General features: G+C 69.4%; 14 protein-coding genes. 3 read left to right on the forward strand and 11 right to left on the reverse strand.

Translation table 11 applies throughout. The features are described 5' to 3' along the window. Nucleotides 1-22 precede the first annotated feature (22 nt). The 4 genes from ACWFRU_RS13860 to ACWFRU_RS13875 are packed head-to-tail and all read right to left on the reverse strand — an operon-like array spanning nucleotide 23 to nucleotide 2,214. The gene (locus ACWFRU_RS13860; RefSeq protein ID WP_453686556.1) at nucleotides 23-217 is read right to left on the reverse strand and encodes a hypothetical protein; all 195 of its coding nucleotides are present in this window, start codon (nucleotides 215-217) and stop codon (nucleotides 23-25) included. Between the two features lie 35 nt (nucleotides 218-252). Continuing rightward, entirely contained in the window at nucleotides 253-444 is a 192-nt protein-coding gene (locus ACWFRU_RS13865) for a hypothetical protein (RefSeq protein WP_453686558.1), read from the reverse strand. A gap of 25 nt (nucleotides 445-469) precedes the next feature. Then, a complete protein-coding gene (locus ACWFRU_RS13870; RefSeq protein WP_453686560.1) occupies nucleotides 470-1,318 on the reverse strand; it encodes a GTPase in 849 nt (282 codons plus the stop codon). Next, complete coding sequence (locus ACWFRU_RS13875; RefSeq protein WP_453686562.1) at nucleotides 1,315-2,214, reverse strand: GTPase; 900 nt, start codon at nucleotides 2,212-2,214, stop codon at nucleotides 1,315-1,317. Before ACWFRU_RS13875 ends, ACWFRU_RS13870 begins: the two co-directional genes overlap by 4 nt. A gap of 12 nt (nucleotides 2,215-2,226) precedes the next feature. Here ACWFRU_RS13875 and ACWFRU_RS13880 point away from each other — a divergent pair, with 12 nt between their 5' ends. Next, a complete protein-coding gene (locus ACWFRU_RS13880; RefSeq protein ID WP_453686564.1) occupies nucleotides 2,227-3,549 on the forward strand; it encodes a helix-turn-helix domain-containing protein in 1,323 nt (440 codons plus the stop codon). A 22-nt stretch (nucleotides 3,550-3,571) separates the two neighbouring features. Here ACWFRU_RS13880 and ACWFRU_RS13885 read toward each other — a convergent pair whose 3' ends face one another. Together ACWFRU_RS13885 and ACWFRU_RS13890 are read right to left on the reverse strand one after the other, a co-directional pair. Then, on the reverse strand, nucleotides 3,572-4,366 hold the full coding sequence (locus ACWFRU_RS13885; RefSeq protein ID WP_453686806.1) for an SDR family NAD(P)-dependent oxidoreductase: 795 nt from the start codon (nucleotides 4,364-4,366) through the stop codon (nucleotides 3,572-3,574). 80 nt (nucleotides 4,367-4,446) lie between these two features. Further along, nucleotides 4,447-5,367 (reverse strand): GlxA family transcriptional regulator, encoded by a 921-nt coding sequence (locus tag ACWFRU_RS13890; protein ID WP_453686565.1) that lies wholly within the window; start codon nucleotides 5,365-5,367, stop codon nucleotides 4,447-4,449. A 113-nt stretch (nucleotides 5,368-5,480) separates the two neighbouring features. Here ACWFRU_RS13890 and ACWFRU_RS13895 point away from each other — a divergent pair, with 113 nt between their 5' ends. Next, nucleotides 5,481-5,912, forward strand: coding sequence for a Rid family hydrolase (locus tag ACWFRU_RS13895; RefSeq protein ID WP_453686567.1), 432 nt, complete (start codon nucleotides 5,481-5,483; stop codon nucleotides 5,910-5,912). A gap of 52 nt (nucleotides 5,913-5,964) precedes the next feature. On the opposite strand, the gene ACWFRU_RS13900 is transcribed toward ACWFRU_RS13895, so the two are convergent. From ACWFRU_RS13900 to ACWFRU_RS13915, 4 genes are all read right to left on the reverse strand, one after another. Next, a complete protein-coding gene (locus ACWFRU_RS13900) occupies nucleotides 5,965-7,476 on the reverse strand; it encodes an acyl-CoA synthetase (protein ID WP_453686569.1) in 1,512 nt (503 codons plus the stop codon). A gap of 64 nt (nucleotides 7,477-7,540) precedes the next feature. Further along, nucleotides 7,541-8,287 carry a succinate dehydrogenase/fumarate reductase iron-sulfur subunit gene (locus tag ACWFRU_RS13905; protein WP_453686571.1) on the reverse strand — a complete coding sequence of 249 codons (747 nt, stop codon included), beginning with the start codon at nucleotides 8,285-8,287 and terminating at the stop codon, nucleotides 7,541-7,543. Then, complete coding sequence (locus tag ACWFRU_RS13910) at nucleotides 8,284-10,233, reverse strand: fumarate reductase/succinate dehydrogenase flavoprotein subunit (RefSeq protein WP_453686572.1); 1,950 nt, start codon at nucleotides 10,231-10,233, stop codon at nucleotides 8,284-8,286. Before ACWFRU_RS13910 ends, ACWFRU_RS13905 begins: the two co-directional genes overlap by 4 nt. Next, nucleotides 10,233-10,904 (reverse strand): succinate dehydrogenase, encoded by a 672-nt coding sequence (locus tag ACWFRU_RS13915; RefSeq protein WP_363207861.1) that lies wholly within the window; start codon nucleotides 10,902-10,904, stop codon nucleotides 10,233-10,235. Before ACWFRU_RS13915 ends, ACWFRU_RS13910 begins: the two co-directional genes overlap by 1 nt. 135 nt (nucleotides 10,905-11,039) lie before the next feature. Here ACWFRU_RS13915 and ACWFRU_RS13920 point away from each other — a divergent pair, with 135 nt between their 5' ends. Continuing rightward, complete coding sequence (locus ACWFRU_RS13920; protein ID WP_453686574.1) at nucleotides 11,040-11,918, forward strand: LysR family transcriptional regulator; 879 nt, start codon at nucleotides 11,040-11,042, stop codon at nucleotides 11,916-11,918. A gap of 90 nt (nucleotides 11,919-12,008) precedes the next feature. On the opposite strand, the gene ACWFRU_RS13925 is transcribed toward ACWFRU_RS13920, so the two are convergent. Further along, nucleotides 12,009-12,797: a VOC family protein gene (locus ACWFRU_RS13925; RefSeq protein ID WP_453686576.1), complete on the reverse strand. Its 789-nt coding sequence runs from the start codon at nucleotides 12,795-12,797 to the stop codon at nucleotides 12,009-12,011. Nucleotides 12,798-12,801 lie beyond the last annotated feature (4 nt).

The raw sequence follows: 12,801 nt of genomic DNA on the forward strand, positions 1-12,801 counted from the left end.
CGCGAGCAGACGCTCCGTACGTTCACCAGAAGATGTTGCGGATGATTTTCCAGACCCTCGCTATGTCGTCCCGGATGCGCTTGTACACACCGTAGAGAACATCGCTCAGCCAGTTCCTGAAAGCGGTGAGGGTGGCCAGAATGGCCTCCTGGGCAGCATCGTCGATTTTGTCCAGAGCCTTGGTGATTTTCGCTCGGTCCGCATCGGAGAATGCCATTTCTCTGCTCTTTTCTGTCCGGCGTTCTTTCGGACTCAGTAGAAGATCGAATACAGCCAGCTCCACACCTTCCGCATCTGCTGCCGGATCTTCAGGTAAAGGATGTGCAGGGCGAACTTCACCCAGTTGCTGAAGGCGTTCAGCGACGCCAGGACCCGGTCCAGATTTCCCGCGCGGTACTCGCGGTCCACGGCATCGGTGAGCAACTGTCGTTCCTGGTTGTTCATGACCGGACCTCTCCTCGCCAGCCGTTCACCGGACCGGCGCCCCTTTGAGCCACGACATGATCCGCACGACCATCTCCTGGTCGTCGGCGAGGTCGCCGCGGTCGGCCTGGATGACCAGAAGAACCAGGTCGCACCCCGGCAGCACCTTCCGGTAGATCGCGTCGTACCGCTCGTCCTCGGAGATGGACCGCCCGTATCCCGGCAGGTCCACGACGTCGACGACCCCGCCCGACGGCAGCGCGACCCTCTTTCCCTGGGCGTCGTGGGTGCCGACGCCGACCGCGCTCGTCCGCCATTCGGTGGCGAACAGCGCGTTGACCGTCGTCGTCTTGCCGACCCCGGACTGGCCGAGGACCGCGATCTTGGGCGGTTTGCGCATCTCCGCGGAGAACTTGCTCTCCAGCAGCCGCAGTTCAGAGGCGCTGAGGAACTTCGACAGCTCGGCGAACAGCTTCTCCCGGGCCGGCGCCCGTTCCTCGGGGTGCCCGAGCCGGCGTCGCCTCTCCTGCCGCACGAAATCCCTGGCCTCGTCGCTGACCCCGTCGACGGCCTCGAAGGGCAGCGGCTCGACGTCGGTGAACTTGAAGCCCGCGTAGCAGTGCCGGATGACGCGGTTGAGCAGTTCGTGCAGGCGATAGCGCTTGAGCGCCGAGTAGTACTCGATGTGATCGGGTTGCAGACGAGTCACCCTGGACAGCAGCCGGACGACGTCCGCGCACTTGCGGTCGATCTGCCGGGCGGCCTCGTCGGTGGGCAGGTTGAGACCCTCGTTCCAGCCTTCGTGGACGATCTCGTCGACGCGGTTCAGGCCGACGACCAGCCGGACCGGATCGCGTTCGGCGGGTTTCACAGCGTTCTTCAGTTGCTCGATCATTGGGGCGTGACCTCTGTTTCCTGCGTTTTCTCCGGTGTTTCGCGGTTCGGTGTGCCGGATGTCCCCGCGGTTTCCGCCTCCGTCATCGCGGCCAGGAGCCGCCCCAGGTTCCAGCGCCGGACCGCCGAGTACGGGACCAGCCGTACGGCCCTGCCGGGCGGGACATAGGGGGTGAGCTGTTCCCGTACGTCCCGCAGCTTCTCGGCGTGCAGCGCCTCGTCGAGCACCGCGCCGGGCAACCCGACAGCCGGGTCCTGGGTGTCGAACTTGCTGACGGCGAGGACCACTCGGGCGCCCGGCGCGAGCAACGGACCGAAGGACCGGAAGAACTTCTGGTCCTGGGTGTAGGAGCGGACGTCCGCCTGGGTGAGCCACACGACGACATCCGCGCGGGCCATCCAGTACTCGTAGTGAGAGCGGTAGCGGGCGGCGGTCTCCAGGTTGGCGGCGATGCCCGGCATGTCGACCACCCGCCGTCGGCGGCCGTGCGCCGCCCTGACCCGCACGGGTTTCGGACTCGTGGTGCACTCCCTGGCCGCGTCCGACTTCAGCGCCAGACCGAAAAGGGAGTTCATGGTGCTGCTCTTTCCGACACCCCGCTTTCCGAGGAAGACCACGGTGGGGGCAGCCCCGAGGAGACGCGCGGACCTTCGCGTGAAGCGGGCGCTCCACTTCCGCAAAGCTCTTCCGAGTTGACCGCGCCCGGCGAACGTGTTCCATTGCACGACAACAACCCCCCGCTCTATGAGCATTTCCTTGTACACTCGCCAGTGTGGGGACGCGGCGGGGGGCCGGAAAGCGTTTCTTTGTGTCCTGTCCGATGAAACAGGGAAACACGTCCGGCACGGGAGAACAGACTTGATGCCGCTTCCAGGATTGCCACATGGAAACGGCATTCAGGGGGTCTCATGGGCGCGTCCGAATTCGCCGTGCGGCTGCGAAGGGCACGGCTGGAACAGGAGATGTCTCTCCGGGAGCTCGCCGAGAAGACCGGCTACAGCTACGGCCAGCTCAGCAAGGTGGAGAACCGCAGGGCGCCGGCGAGCGAGATGCTCGCGCGGCAGTGCGACGCGGCTCTGGGCCTCGACGGGCGGTTGTCGGAGTCGCTGACCGGGCGAGCCGAGGACGAGGACGGTTTCGAGGAGGGCGGGCCAGGGTCTGCGGGCGACCGGTACCGAGGCTGGTGTCTGTCCCTCAAGGTCGACGGGGAGAGCGAGTTGTTCCGCCTCTCCGCCCAGCCCGGCCGTCCACTGCACGAGCCCGGACCGCCCCTGATGCGCTATCCCGCCGCCAGGATCTCGCCGCCGCCCGACGAGCGCGTCGGTGGCCACGTGCTCGACGCGATGACCGCCCTGCACGAGAACACCCGCGCCCTGGGCCGCACCGCGAGCCCGGGAGTAGTGCTTCCGCTGGCCATCTCGCAGGCACACACGCTCCGTTCACTCGCCCGCGACGTCCGCGGCGTGGACCGCAGGCGGCTGCTGGCCCTCGGCGTACGGGTCTTCGAGCACACCGGCTGGATGGCCCAAGAGGCCGGCGACGACTCGGCGGCGCTGTGGTGGACCGACGACGCCGTGCGTGTCGCCGCCGAACTCGGCGACCGGGACATGCCGCGCTACGCCCTCATACGCCGCGCCCTCGTCATGTACTACCAGCGACGCCCGGCCCGAACGATCGACCTCGCGGGCCGTGTGCTCGACGACTCCGCCGCCCCACCCGCCCTGCGCTGGATGGCCGCCCAACGCGTCGCCCAGGGCCACGCGTTGCGGGGAGACCACGGGTCCAGCATGCGCGCACTCGAACGGGCCGAGCGGCTGCGGGAGTCGGCCGGTGCCGAAGGCCGGGCACCGGCTGCCCTCGGACCCGCCTTCGCGCCGGGCTCCACCACCCTCATCACGGGCTGGTGCCTCTACGATGCCGGTCGCCCCGCCCAGGCGACGGAGGCCTTGCGCAACGGCCTGGCCCGCATCCCCGCCGACGCCCACCGCGCCCGTGCCCGCTTCACCGCCCGCCTGGCACTCGCCCTGGCCGCGCATCGCGAGCTCGAAGAAGCCGCCGCCTGCCTGGAAGAGGTGCTCGGGCATGTCCGCCGGGTCGAATCGGCCACCGTACAGGCCGACTTGGTGGCGTTCGACAGGATGCTGAGCCGGTGGCCCGGAGCGCCTGTCGTGAGAGCGCTCCGGCCGCGGCTGGACGAGGCCATCCATGACTGGAGGGCGGGGGACGACTGAGTCTCCGCGCCCGCCGGACCGGCTACGGGACGATCGCGTCCACGTAGCCGCCGTCCACCCGCAGCGCGCCGCCCGTCGTGGCCGAGGCCAGGGGGGAGCTGAGGTAGACGACCATGTGGGCGATCTCCTCCGGCTCGATGAGCCGCTGGATCAGGGACTGCGGGCGGTGCTTGACCATGAACTCCCGCTGGGCCTCGTCCCAGGGCAGGGCGGGGTCGACCAGCTCGTACACGAAGTCCTCCACACCGCCGGTGTGCGTGGGGCCCGCGATCACGGAGTTGACCGTCACGCCCGATCCGGCGGCCTCCTTCGCGAACCCCCGGGAGACCGCGAGGAGCGCCGTCTTCGACGTGCCGTAGTGGATCATCTCGGCGGGGGTCACGAGCGCCGAGTCGCTGGCGATGTTCTGGATCCGCCCCCAGGCGCGGTCCTTCATGCCCGGCAGATAGTGGCGGATCATGCGGACGGCGGTCAGGACGTTGACCTCGAAGTAGCGGCGCCACTCGTCGTCGCTGATGTCCAGGGCGGGCTCCGCGCCGAACACGCCCAGGTTGTTGATGAGGATGTCCGCCCGGGGAACGGCCGCGAAGACCTGCGCGGCGCCCTCGTCGGTGGAGATGTCGCCGGGGGCCGGGAAGAACTCGGCGGCGCCGTGCTCCCCCTTCAGCCGGTCGACGGCCTTGTCGACGGAGGCGGCCGTACGGCCGTTGACGGCCACCCGGGCGCCCGCCCTGGCCAGGCCGGCCGCGATGGCCGCCCCGATCCCCTGGGTCGATCCAGTGACGAGGGCGGTCTTGCCGGAGAGATCGACGAGCATGCTGCGTACCTCCTGCTGCGTGCGGTGCGACTGGGCGACCTCAAGTGTGGCCGCCGCCTTGCCCCCCGATGTCCAGTAGATCATTCAGGCCGCTCAGGTGGCTTTCCGTGCGACTTTCTGTAGGCGGTCGGCGTCACTCCCACCTCCCTGCGGAAGATCGTCCGGAAATTGGAGGCCGACCCGAACCCCGTCGCCCCGGCGATCCTCTCCACGGACCAGTCCGAGGCCTCCAGAAGGCGGCGCGCCTCGATGATCCGCTGGAGGGCGACCCACTGCATGGGCGGCAGGCCCGTCTCGCGCACGAAGCGGCGGACGAGGGTCCGCCGCGACAGCAGGCTGTGGTCGGCGAGCCGCTGCACGGTGATCGCGGCCCCCAGGTTGTCGAGCACCCACTCCCGCGTCGCCCGCAGGCTGTCGCGCGGCGGAACGGGCACATCCCTGTACTGCGGTTCGTTCGCGCCACGGGTGGAGGAGAAGACGAGGTCCTTCGCCACGCCGTCCGAGGCGATCGCACCGAAATCCCGCTCCACGACATGCAGGCACGCGTCGATCCCGGCGCCTCCGCCCGCGCACGTGAGAACGGACCCGTCCTCGGTGAACACCCGGTTCTCGACGACGTCCACGCAGGGATACGCCAGACGCAGTTCTTCGGTATGGCGCCAGTGCGTCGTGGCCGACTTGCCGTCCAGGATTCCGCAGGCCGCGAGCGCGAACACCCCGGTGCAGATGCCCACGACACGGGCACCCCGTTCGGCGGCGATCCGCAGCGCCTTCAGGTAGGCGTCCGGGACCGGGACGTGCGGTTCCTCATACCCGGGCACGACGACGATGTCGGCGGACTCGACGTCGGCGAGCGACGCCCCGCCGTCCACATCCCCGCGTACGAGGACCTGATAGCCCGGATGCCGCCCGAAGACATGCTCGGGAATGCTGACGTCGAGCGCGAACACACGCGGCATCACCAGGATCGCGACCACCGTCCGGCCTTCTCCTGACCCCAACTGAGCTCCCCCTCGTACCTTCGCGGACCTGTTGCCGGCTCTGGCACGATCCTTGCCGTAAGTGGCACAGCCGAGCCTGGTCCGCCCCTGAACCGCCTCATACCGTCGACCTCATGAGCAACGCACAGCAAGTCGAGAGTTTCGGCGTCCCGTGGGAGAAGACCTACGGGTACGCACAGGCGGTCAGACACGGCGACACCATCTACCTGTCCGGCCAGGTGTCCCACAGCGGCACGGAAGTGATCGCTCCCGCTCCCGTCGATGATGCCGGACGCGTCACCGACTTCTCCCGCACGGGCGAGCAATTGCGCCAGTGCTACGCCAACGCGGCCGAACTGCTCGGACGCTTCGGCGCATCGCTGGACGACGTCGTCGAGGAGGTCATCTACGCCCTCGACGTCGAGGCGACCGACGCCGCGGCGGGGCCGGTGCGCAAGGACGCCTACGGGCGGCCGGACCCGCAGGTGGCCAGCACCATGGTCGGCACTCCGCGGCTGGCTTTCCCGGAACTGCTGGTCGAGGTCAAGTTCATCGCCCGGGTCTGACGGACCTCGGCCGACGGGCCCGCTCGCCCCGCTCTGCCCGATCCCGACCTGCTCACTGCCAATAGGAGGCGCGCAGCGAGGACTTGGCCAGCTTGCCGGTGGGCGTGCGGGGCAGCGAGTCCGTGAAGTCCACCGACCGCGGCGCCTTGTAGTGGGCGAGGCGCTCGCGCACGAACGCGATCAGCTCACGCTCCAGTTCGGACCCGGCACTCACTCCGTCGGCCGGGCACACCACCGCCTTGACGGCCTCCCCCATCTCCGCGTCCGGCACCCCGATCACCGCGACGTCCGCGACCGCCGGATGCAGCACCAGGCAGTCCTCGGCCTCCTGCGGATAGACGTTCACACCACCTGAGATGATCATGAACGCCTTGCGGTCGGTGAGGAAGAGATAGCCGTCCTCGTCCACGTGCCCGATGTCGCCCGTGGTGGTCCAGTTCGGGTGCGTGGGGTGCTGGGCGCCGCGGGTGCGGTCCTCGTCGCCGTGGTAGCGGAAGGGCAGTTCGTCGCGCTCGAAGTAGACGATCCCGGTCTCGCCGCTCGGAAGCAGCTCACCCGCCTCGTCGCAGATCCGCAGCTCGCCGAGGAACCCGTCCTTGCCCACCGAGCCGGGCTTGCGCAGCCACTCGTCGGGCGAGATGAACGTGATGCCGTTGCCCTCCGTCGACGAGTAGTACTCGTAGAGGATGGGTCCCCACCACTCCAGCATCCGCCGCTTCACCTCTACCGCGCAGGGCGCGGCGGCGTGGATGGCGACCTTCATCGACGACAGGTCGTACCGCTCGCGCACCTCCGCGGGCAGCTTCAGCATCCGTACGAACATGGTCGGCACCCACTGGCTGTGCGTGACCCGGTGCTGCTCGATCGCCCGCAGGGCGCCTTCCGCGTCGAAGGCGTCCATCAGGACGACCGTGCCGCCGAGGGACGTGACGACTCCGCAGAAACGCAGCGGCGCCGCGTGGTAGATCGGGGCGGGCGAGAGGTAGACGGTGTCCTCGCCGAACCCGTACATGGCCTGGAAGATCAGCACGTACGTGCTCGGCTCGTCGCGCACGTCACCCTCGGGCAGCGCGGGCTTGATGCCCTTGGGGCGGCCCGTCGTACCGGAGGAGTAGAGCATGTCCGTGCCGCGCGGCTGATGGGCGGGCGGCTCGGCGGACGCGGCCTCCAGGGCCTTCTCGTACGTCCCGTCGTCGAGGCCGAGCAGGATCGGCGGACCGCCCGCCAACTCCACCACGGCCGCGCCCAGTTCGGCGAGCGAACCGGAGACGATCAGCACCTTCGCCCCGCAGTCGCGCACGATGTACGCGGCTTCGTCCGTGCTGAGGTGGTGGTTGACGGCGGTGAGATAGAGGCCCGAGCGCAGCGCCGCCCAGTAGACCTCCAGGGCGCGCGGGTCGTTGTCGCACAAGAGGGCGAAGTGATCGCCCCGACGCAGCCCTGCGGCCCGCAGATGATCCGCGAGCCGCAGGGAGCGTTCTTCGAGCTGTCCGTAGGTAAGGGTCCGTGTGCCGTCGGCGGTGACGACGGCCGGCCTGGCGGGGTCGTACGCTCCCGGATGCATGCGGGCGACGGTACAGGAGCGCCTTGACGGGACGTCAGACCCCGTACAGAGCCGGGTTGTTCGGCTAGCGGCTGACCTTTCGGGTGGCCCTCAGCCATTCCTTGTTCATCGCGGAGATGGAAGGCAGCGGAATGCCCTTCGGGCAGGCGGTGGCGCACTCGCCGGTGAGCGTGCAGCCGCCGAAGCCTTCCTCGTCCATCTGCGCGACCATGTCCAGGACACGCGTCTCGCGCTCCGGGGCGCCCTGCGGCAGGACACCCAGGTGGTTGACCTTGGCCGAGGTGAACAGCATCGCCGAGCCGTTGGGGCAGGCGGCGACGCAGGCACCGCAGCCGATGCACTCCGCGTGCTCGAACGCGAAGTCCGCGTCGGGCTTCGGCACGGGCGCCGCGTGGGCCTCGGGGGCGGCGCCGGTCGGGGCGCTGATGTAGCCGCCGGACTGGATGATCCGGTCGAAGGACGAGCGGTCCACGACCAGGTCCTTGACGACCGGGAAGGCGGCGGCCCGCCACGGCTCGACGTCGATCGTGTCGCCGTCCTTGAAGGACCGCATGTGCAGCTGGCAGGTGGTGGTGCGCTCGGGCCCGTGCGCGTCACCGTTGATGACGAGTGAGCACGCACCGCAGATGCCCTCGCGGCAGTCGTGGTCGAAGGCGACGGGGTCCTCGCCCTTGACGATGAGTTCTTCGTTGAGGGTGTCCAGCATCTCCAGGAAGGACATGTCGGACGAGATGCCGTCGACCTCGTAGGTGGACATGGCGCCGTCGGCGTCGGCGTTCTGCTGGCGCCAGACGCGCAGGGTGAGCTTCATGCGTAGCTCCGCTGAGTGGGGTGGACGTACTCGAAGGCGAGGTCTTCCTTGTGGAGGGTGGGAGCCTCGCCCGTGGCCGTGAACTCCCAGGCGGCGGCGTACGAGAACTCCTCGTCCACGCGCGCCGCCTCGCCGTCCGGCGTCTGCGACTCCTCGCGGAAGTGGCCGCCGCAGGACTCGGCGCGGTGCAGGGCGTCGAGGCACATCAGCTCGGCGAGCTCCAGGTAGTCGACGATGCGGTTCGCCTTCTCCAGGGACTGGTTGAACTCCTCGCCGGTGCCGGGCACCTTGATCCGGCGCCAGAACTCCTCGCGGATCTGCGGGATGCGCTCCAGGGCCTTGCGCAGCCCCGTCTCCGTACGGGCCATGCCGCAGAACTCCCACATCACCTCGCCGAGTTCACGGTGGAAGGAGTCGGGGGTGCGGTCTCCGTCGACGGCGAGGAGCCGGGTGATCCGGTCGGTGGTCTCGTCCAACACCTCACGTACGACGGGGTGTTGGTCGGAGACCTCCTCGTGGTGCGGGTTGCGCGCGAGGTAGTCGTTGATCGTGGACGGGAGCACGAAGTAGCCGTCGGCGAGGCCCTGCATCAGGGCCGAGGCGCCGAGGCGGTTCGCGCCGTGGTCGGAGAAGTTGGCCTCACCGATCGCGAAGAGGCCGGGGACGGTGGTCTGCAGGTCGTAGTCGACCCAGAGCCCGCCCATCGTGTAGTGCACGGCGGGGTAGATCCGCATCGGCGTCTTGTACGGGTCCTCGTCGGTGATCCGCGCGTACATGTCGAAGAGGTTGCCGTACTTGGCCTCGACCGCCTTCTTGCCCATGCGCTTGATGGCATCGGCGAAGTCCAGGTAGACACCCTGGCCGCCGGGGCCCACTCCCCTGCCCTCGTCGCACACGTTCTTCGCCGCGCGCGAGGCGATGTCACGGGGCACGAGGTTGCCGAAGGAGGGGTAGATGCGCTCCAGGTAGTAGTCGCGCTCATCCTCGGGGATCTTGTTGGCCGGGCGGTCGTCGCCCTGCGCCTTCGGGACCCAGATGCGGCCGTCGTTGCGCAGCGACTCGCTCATCAGCGTGAGCTTCGACTGGTGGTCGCCGGTGCGCGGGATGCACGTCGGGTGGATCTGCGTGAAGCAGGGGTTGGCGAAGTAGGCGCCGCGCCGGTGGGCCCGCCAGACGGCCGTGGCGTTGGAGTTCATGGCGTTCGTCGACAGGTAGAAGACGTTGCCGTAGCCCCCGGAGGCCAGGACCACCGCGTCGGCGAAGTACGTCTCGATCTTGCCGGTGATCAGGTCGCGGGCGACGATGCCGCGGGCGCGCCCGTCTACGACGATCACGTCGAGCATCTCGGTGCGCGCGTGCATCTCCACGTTGCCCGCCGCGATCTGCCTGCTGAGCGCCTGGTAGGCGCCGAGGAGGAGCTGCTGCCCGGTCTGGCCGCGGGCGTAGAACGTCCGGGAGACCTGTACGCCGCCGAAGGAGCGGGTGTCGAGGAGGCCGCCGTACTCGCGCGCGAACGGGACGCCCTGGGCGACGCACTGGTCGATGATTTCCACCGAGATCTGTGCGAGGCGGTGGACGTTGGACTCGCGGGCGCGGAAGTCGCCGCCCTTGACGGTGTCGTAGAAGAGCCGGTGAACCGAGTCGCCGTCGTTGCGGTAGTTCTTCGCGGCGTTGATGCCGCCCTGCGCGGCGATCGAGTGGGCGCGGCGCGGCGAGTCCTGGTAGCAGAACTGGACGACGTGGTAGCCCTGTTCGGCGAGCGTGGCGCCGGCGGAGCCGCCGGCGAGGCCGGTGCCGACGACGATCACGGTGTGCTTGCGGCGGTTGGCGGGGTTGACCAGCTTGGCCTCGAAGCGACGGGTGTCCCAGCGCTCGGCGATGGGACCGGCCGGTGCCTTGGTGTCGACGACCGGCTCCCCGGTCGTGTAGTCGGCGTACGAGTTCATCAGCTCACCACTCCGGTCATGACGGCCACGGGGACGACGACGAAGCCCGCCGTCAGGACCAGCGCGAGGCCATTGGCGACGATCTTGAGGGCGCGGTCGCGGGTCGCCTTGCCCGCGCCGAGGGTCTGCGCGGCGCTCCACAGGCCGTGGCGGACGTGGAAGCCGAGGGCGGTGACGGCGACGATGTAGATGACGTTGCCGTACCACGTGGAGAACGTGTCGATGATGTTCTGGTACGGGTGCAGGTGCTCGTAGCCGCCCGGGTGCACGGTGCCGGTCGTCAGGTCCAGGATGTGCCAGACGATGAACAGGGCGAGGATGATCCCGCCCCAGCGCATCGTGCGCGTGGCGAAGCTCTTGCCCGCCTTCTTGTTGACGTACTTGGCGGGGCGCGCCTTGATGTCGCGGCGGCTGAGCTGGTACGCGGAGACGGCGTGCGCGACCACGGCGACGACGAGCACGACGCGGATCAGCCAGAGCGTCCACTCGTAGTGCATGAAGGGCTCGCCGACCGTGCGCAGCCAGTGGGCGTAGTGGTTGAGCTCCGCGGGCCCGAAGAAGATCTTCAGGTTTCCGATCATGTGGGCGATCAGGTAGAGCAGCATGATCAGGCCGCTCACGGCCATCACTGTCTTCTTGCCGACGGACGAGTCCCAGATCGTGCGCGTCATCGACGGCCGTTTTCGGTCCGTCCGCGTTGCCAGAGCCATGGGACCGACGCTAAGGCCGAAGGTCCCGATCGGTCCAAGAGATGGATCAGCTCATCTCGATAGCGAGCGGCTATCATCGGCCGTACGCTGGCGTATATGCAGTTCCAACAGCTCCTCTACTTTGTCGCGGTGGCCGAGACCCGGCACTTCACGCGGGCCGCCGAGCAGGTCCACGTCTCACAGCCCTCGCTGTCCCAGCAGGTCCGCGCCCTGGAGAAGGAGCTGGGCGCCGAGCTGTTCAGCAGGGCCCGCGGCAACATCGCCCTGACCGACGCGGGCGAGGCCCTGCTGCCGCTGGCCCGCCGCATCCTCGCGGACGCCGACACCGCGCGGATCGAGGTCCAGGAGCTGGCCCAGCTGCGCCGCGGCCGCATCCGCCTGGGGGCGACCCCCAGTGTCTGCACCGGCCTGCTGCCCGAAGTGCTCCGCGCGTTCCACGACCGCCACCCCGGCATCCAGCTCCTCCTGGAGGAAAGCGGCTCTCACGACCTCGTACGGGAACTGGCGCGCGGCGCCCTGGACCTGGCCATCGTCGTCCTCCCCCTCCCCACCCCTTCTCCGGCCCTGACCACGGTGGAACTGCTCCGCGAGGACCTGGTCGTGGTGTCGTCCCCGGACGCGCGCAAGTTCGGCGGCAAGACCGTACGGGTGGCCGATCTCCAGCGGGAGCGCCTCGTGATGTTCCGGCACGGCTACGACCTGCGGGAGCTGACGGTCGCCGCCTGCCGGGCCGAGGGCTTCGAGCCGGAGTTCGCGGTCGAGGGCGGCGAGATGGACGCGGTGCTCGGCTTCGTGCGGGCCGGGCTCGGGGTCGCGGTCGTCCCCCGCATGGTCGCCGAACGCGCCGGACGCGGCCTGCGGATGACACCGCTGGCCCGCCCTTCCCTGCACCGCACGATCGCACTGGCCCACCGCAGCGATGTGGCTCCGCCACGGGCCGCCCGGGAGCTTCAGCGGATGCTTCTGGAGCGGTGAGTTTCCGCTTCGCGGTGAGGCCGGTACGTGGCCTGCGGGTGGGACGTGGCTGATCGCGCAGTTCCCACCGGCCCGCAGGTTCCAGCGAAGCTAACGCGCGCCGGGCAAGCCGCCCGTCTCGGGGTTCCTGATCGTCAGGCAGTACGTGCCGCCCGCGGGGTCCCGCATCACGATCCAGTGCGGGCCCCTCCACACGGCCTCGGCGCCGAGCTGCTCGTGCCGGACGCGGTCCGCGTCGAGGTCGGAGCAGGAGAAGTCCAGGTGCGCCCCGGCCGGTCCCTCCGTGTCCAGGCGCTGGAGCAGGATGCGGATCGGCAGCCGTGGGTCCGGCTCGACGAGGTGGAACTCCGGGCGCGAACCCGGGCGGTCGGACCACCCGGTGAAGGCGGGCCAGAACGCCTTCTCCGCCTCGAACACCGCAGGCGGCACGTCCAGACACACCTGGTCGAGGCGGCTCGTGGTCCCGTCCGGTGCGAGGAGCGGCCCGGGACGGACCTTCTCGCCCTCCCAGCGCACCACGCAGAACAGCTGGCCGCCGGGCGAGCGCAGGACCTCCAGGCCCTCCTCCGCGAAGACCGTGGTGGCACCCAGCGCGCGGGCCTCGCCCGCCTTGGCCGGTACGTCCTCCACGGCGAAGTCGAGGTGCGCGCCGCCGGGTCCTTCGACCGCCTGCGCCTTCAGGAAGGCGTCGGCCCCCTCCGGCAGCGGCCCGTCCGGCAGCAGCGCGTCCGGCAGCAGCGTCACGAACTGGCCTTCGTCGCCCCGGAACGCGGAGAGCCGCGTCCCGGTGACCGCCGCCCAGAACGCATGGGCTTTCGCGAACCGGTCCCTCGGCCGGTCCACGAAGGCGTACACCCACTGGATCACTGCGTCGGACATCCTC

The organism is Streptomyces sp. NPDC055099 (genome assembly GCF_053607685.1).

Coding starts and splice junctions, on each gene's coding strand:
- ACWFRU_RS13860 (WP_453686556.1), bottom strand. CDS start 217: ATGGCATTCTCCGATGCGGACCGAGCGAAAATCACCAAGGCTCTGGAC.
- ACWFRU_RS13865 (WP_453686558.1), bottom strand. CDS start 444: ATGAACAACCAGGAACGACAGTTGCTCACCGATGCCGTGGACCGCGAG.
- ACWFRU_RS13870 (WP_453686560.1), bottom strand. CDS start 1,318: ATGATCGAGCAACTGAAGAACGCTGTGAAACCCGCCGAACGCGATCCG.
- ACWFRU_RS13875 (WP_453686562.1), bottom strand. CDS start 2,214: ATGCCGTTTCCATGTGGCAATCCTGGAAGCGGCATCAAGTCTGTTCTC.
- ACWFRU_RS13880 (WP_453686564.1), top strand. CDS start 2,227: ATGGGCGCGTCCGAATTCGCCGTGCGGCTGCGAAGGGCACGGCTGGAA.
- ACWFRU_RS13885 (WP_453686806.1), bottom strand. CDS start 4,366: ATGCTCGTCGATCTCTCCGGCAAGACCGCCCTCGTCACTGGATCGACC.
- ACWFRU_RS13895 (WP_453686567.1), top strand. CDS start 5,481: ATGAGCAACGCACAGCAAGTCGAGAGTTTCGGCGTCCCGTGGGAGAAG.
- ACWFRU_RS13900 (WP_453686569.1), bottom strand. CDS start 7,476: ATGCATCCGGGAGCGTACGACCCCGCCAGGCCGGCCGTCGTCACCGCC.
- ACWFRU_RS13905 (WP_453686571.1), bottom strand. CDS start 8,287: ATGAAGCTCACCCTGCGCGTCTGGCGCCAGCAGAACGCCGACGCCGAC.
- ACWFRU_RS13910 (WP_453686572.1), bottom strand. CDS start 10,233: ATGAACTCGTACGCCGACTACACGACCGGGGAGCCGGTCGTCGACACC.
- ACWFRU_RS13915 (WP_363207861.1), bottom strand. CDS start 10,904: ATGACGCGCACGATCTGGGACTCGTCCGTCGGCAAGAAGACAGTGATG.
- ACWFRU_RS13920 (WP_453686574.1), top strand. CDS start 11,040: ATGCAGTTCCAACAGCTCCTCTACTTTGTCGCGGTGGCCGAGACCCGG.
- ACWFRU_RS13925 (WP_453686576.1), bottom strand. CDS start 12,797: ATGTCCGACGCAGTGATCCAGTGGGTGTACGCCTTCGTGGACCGGCCG.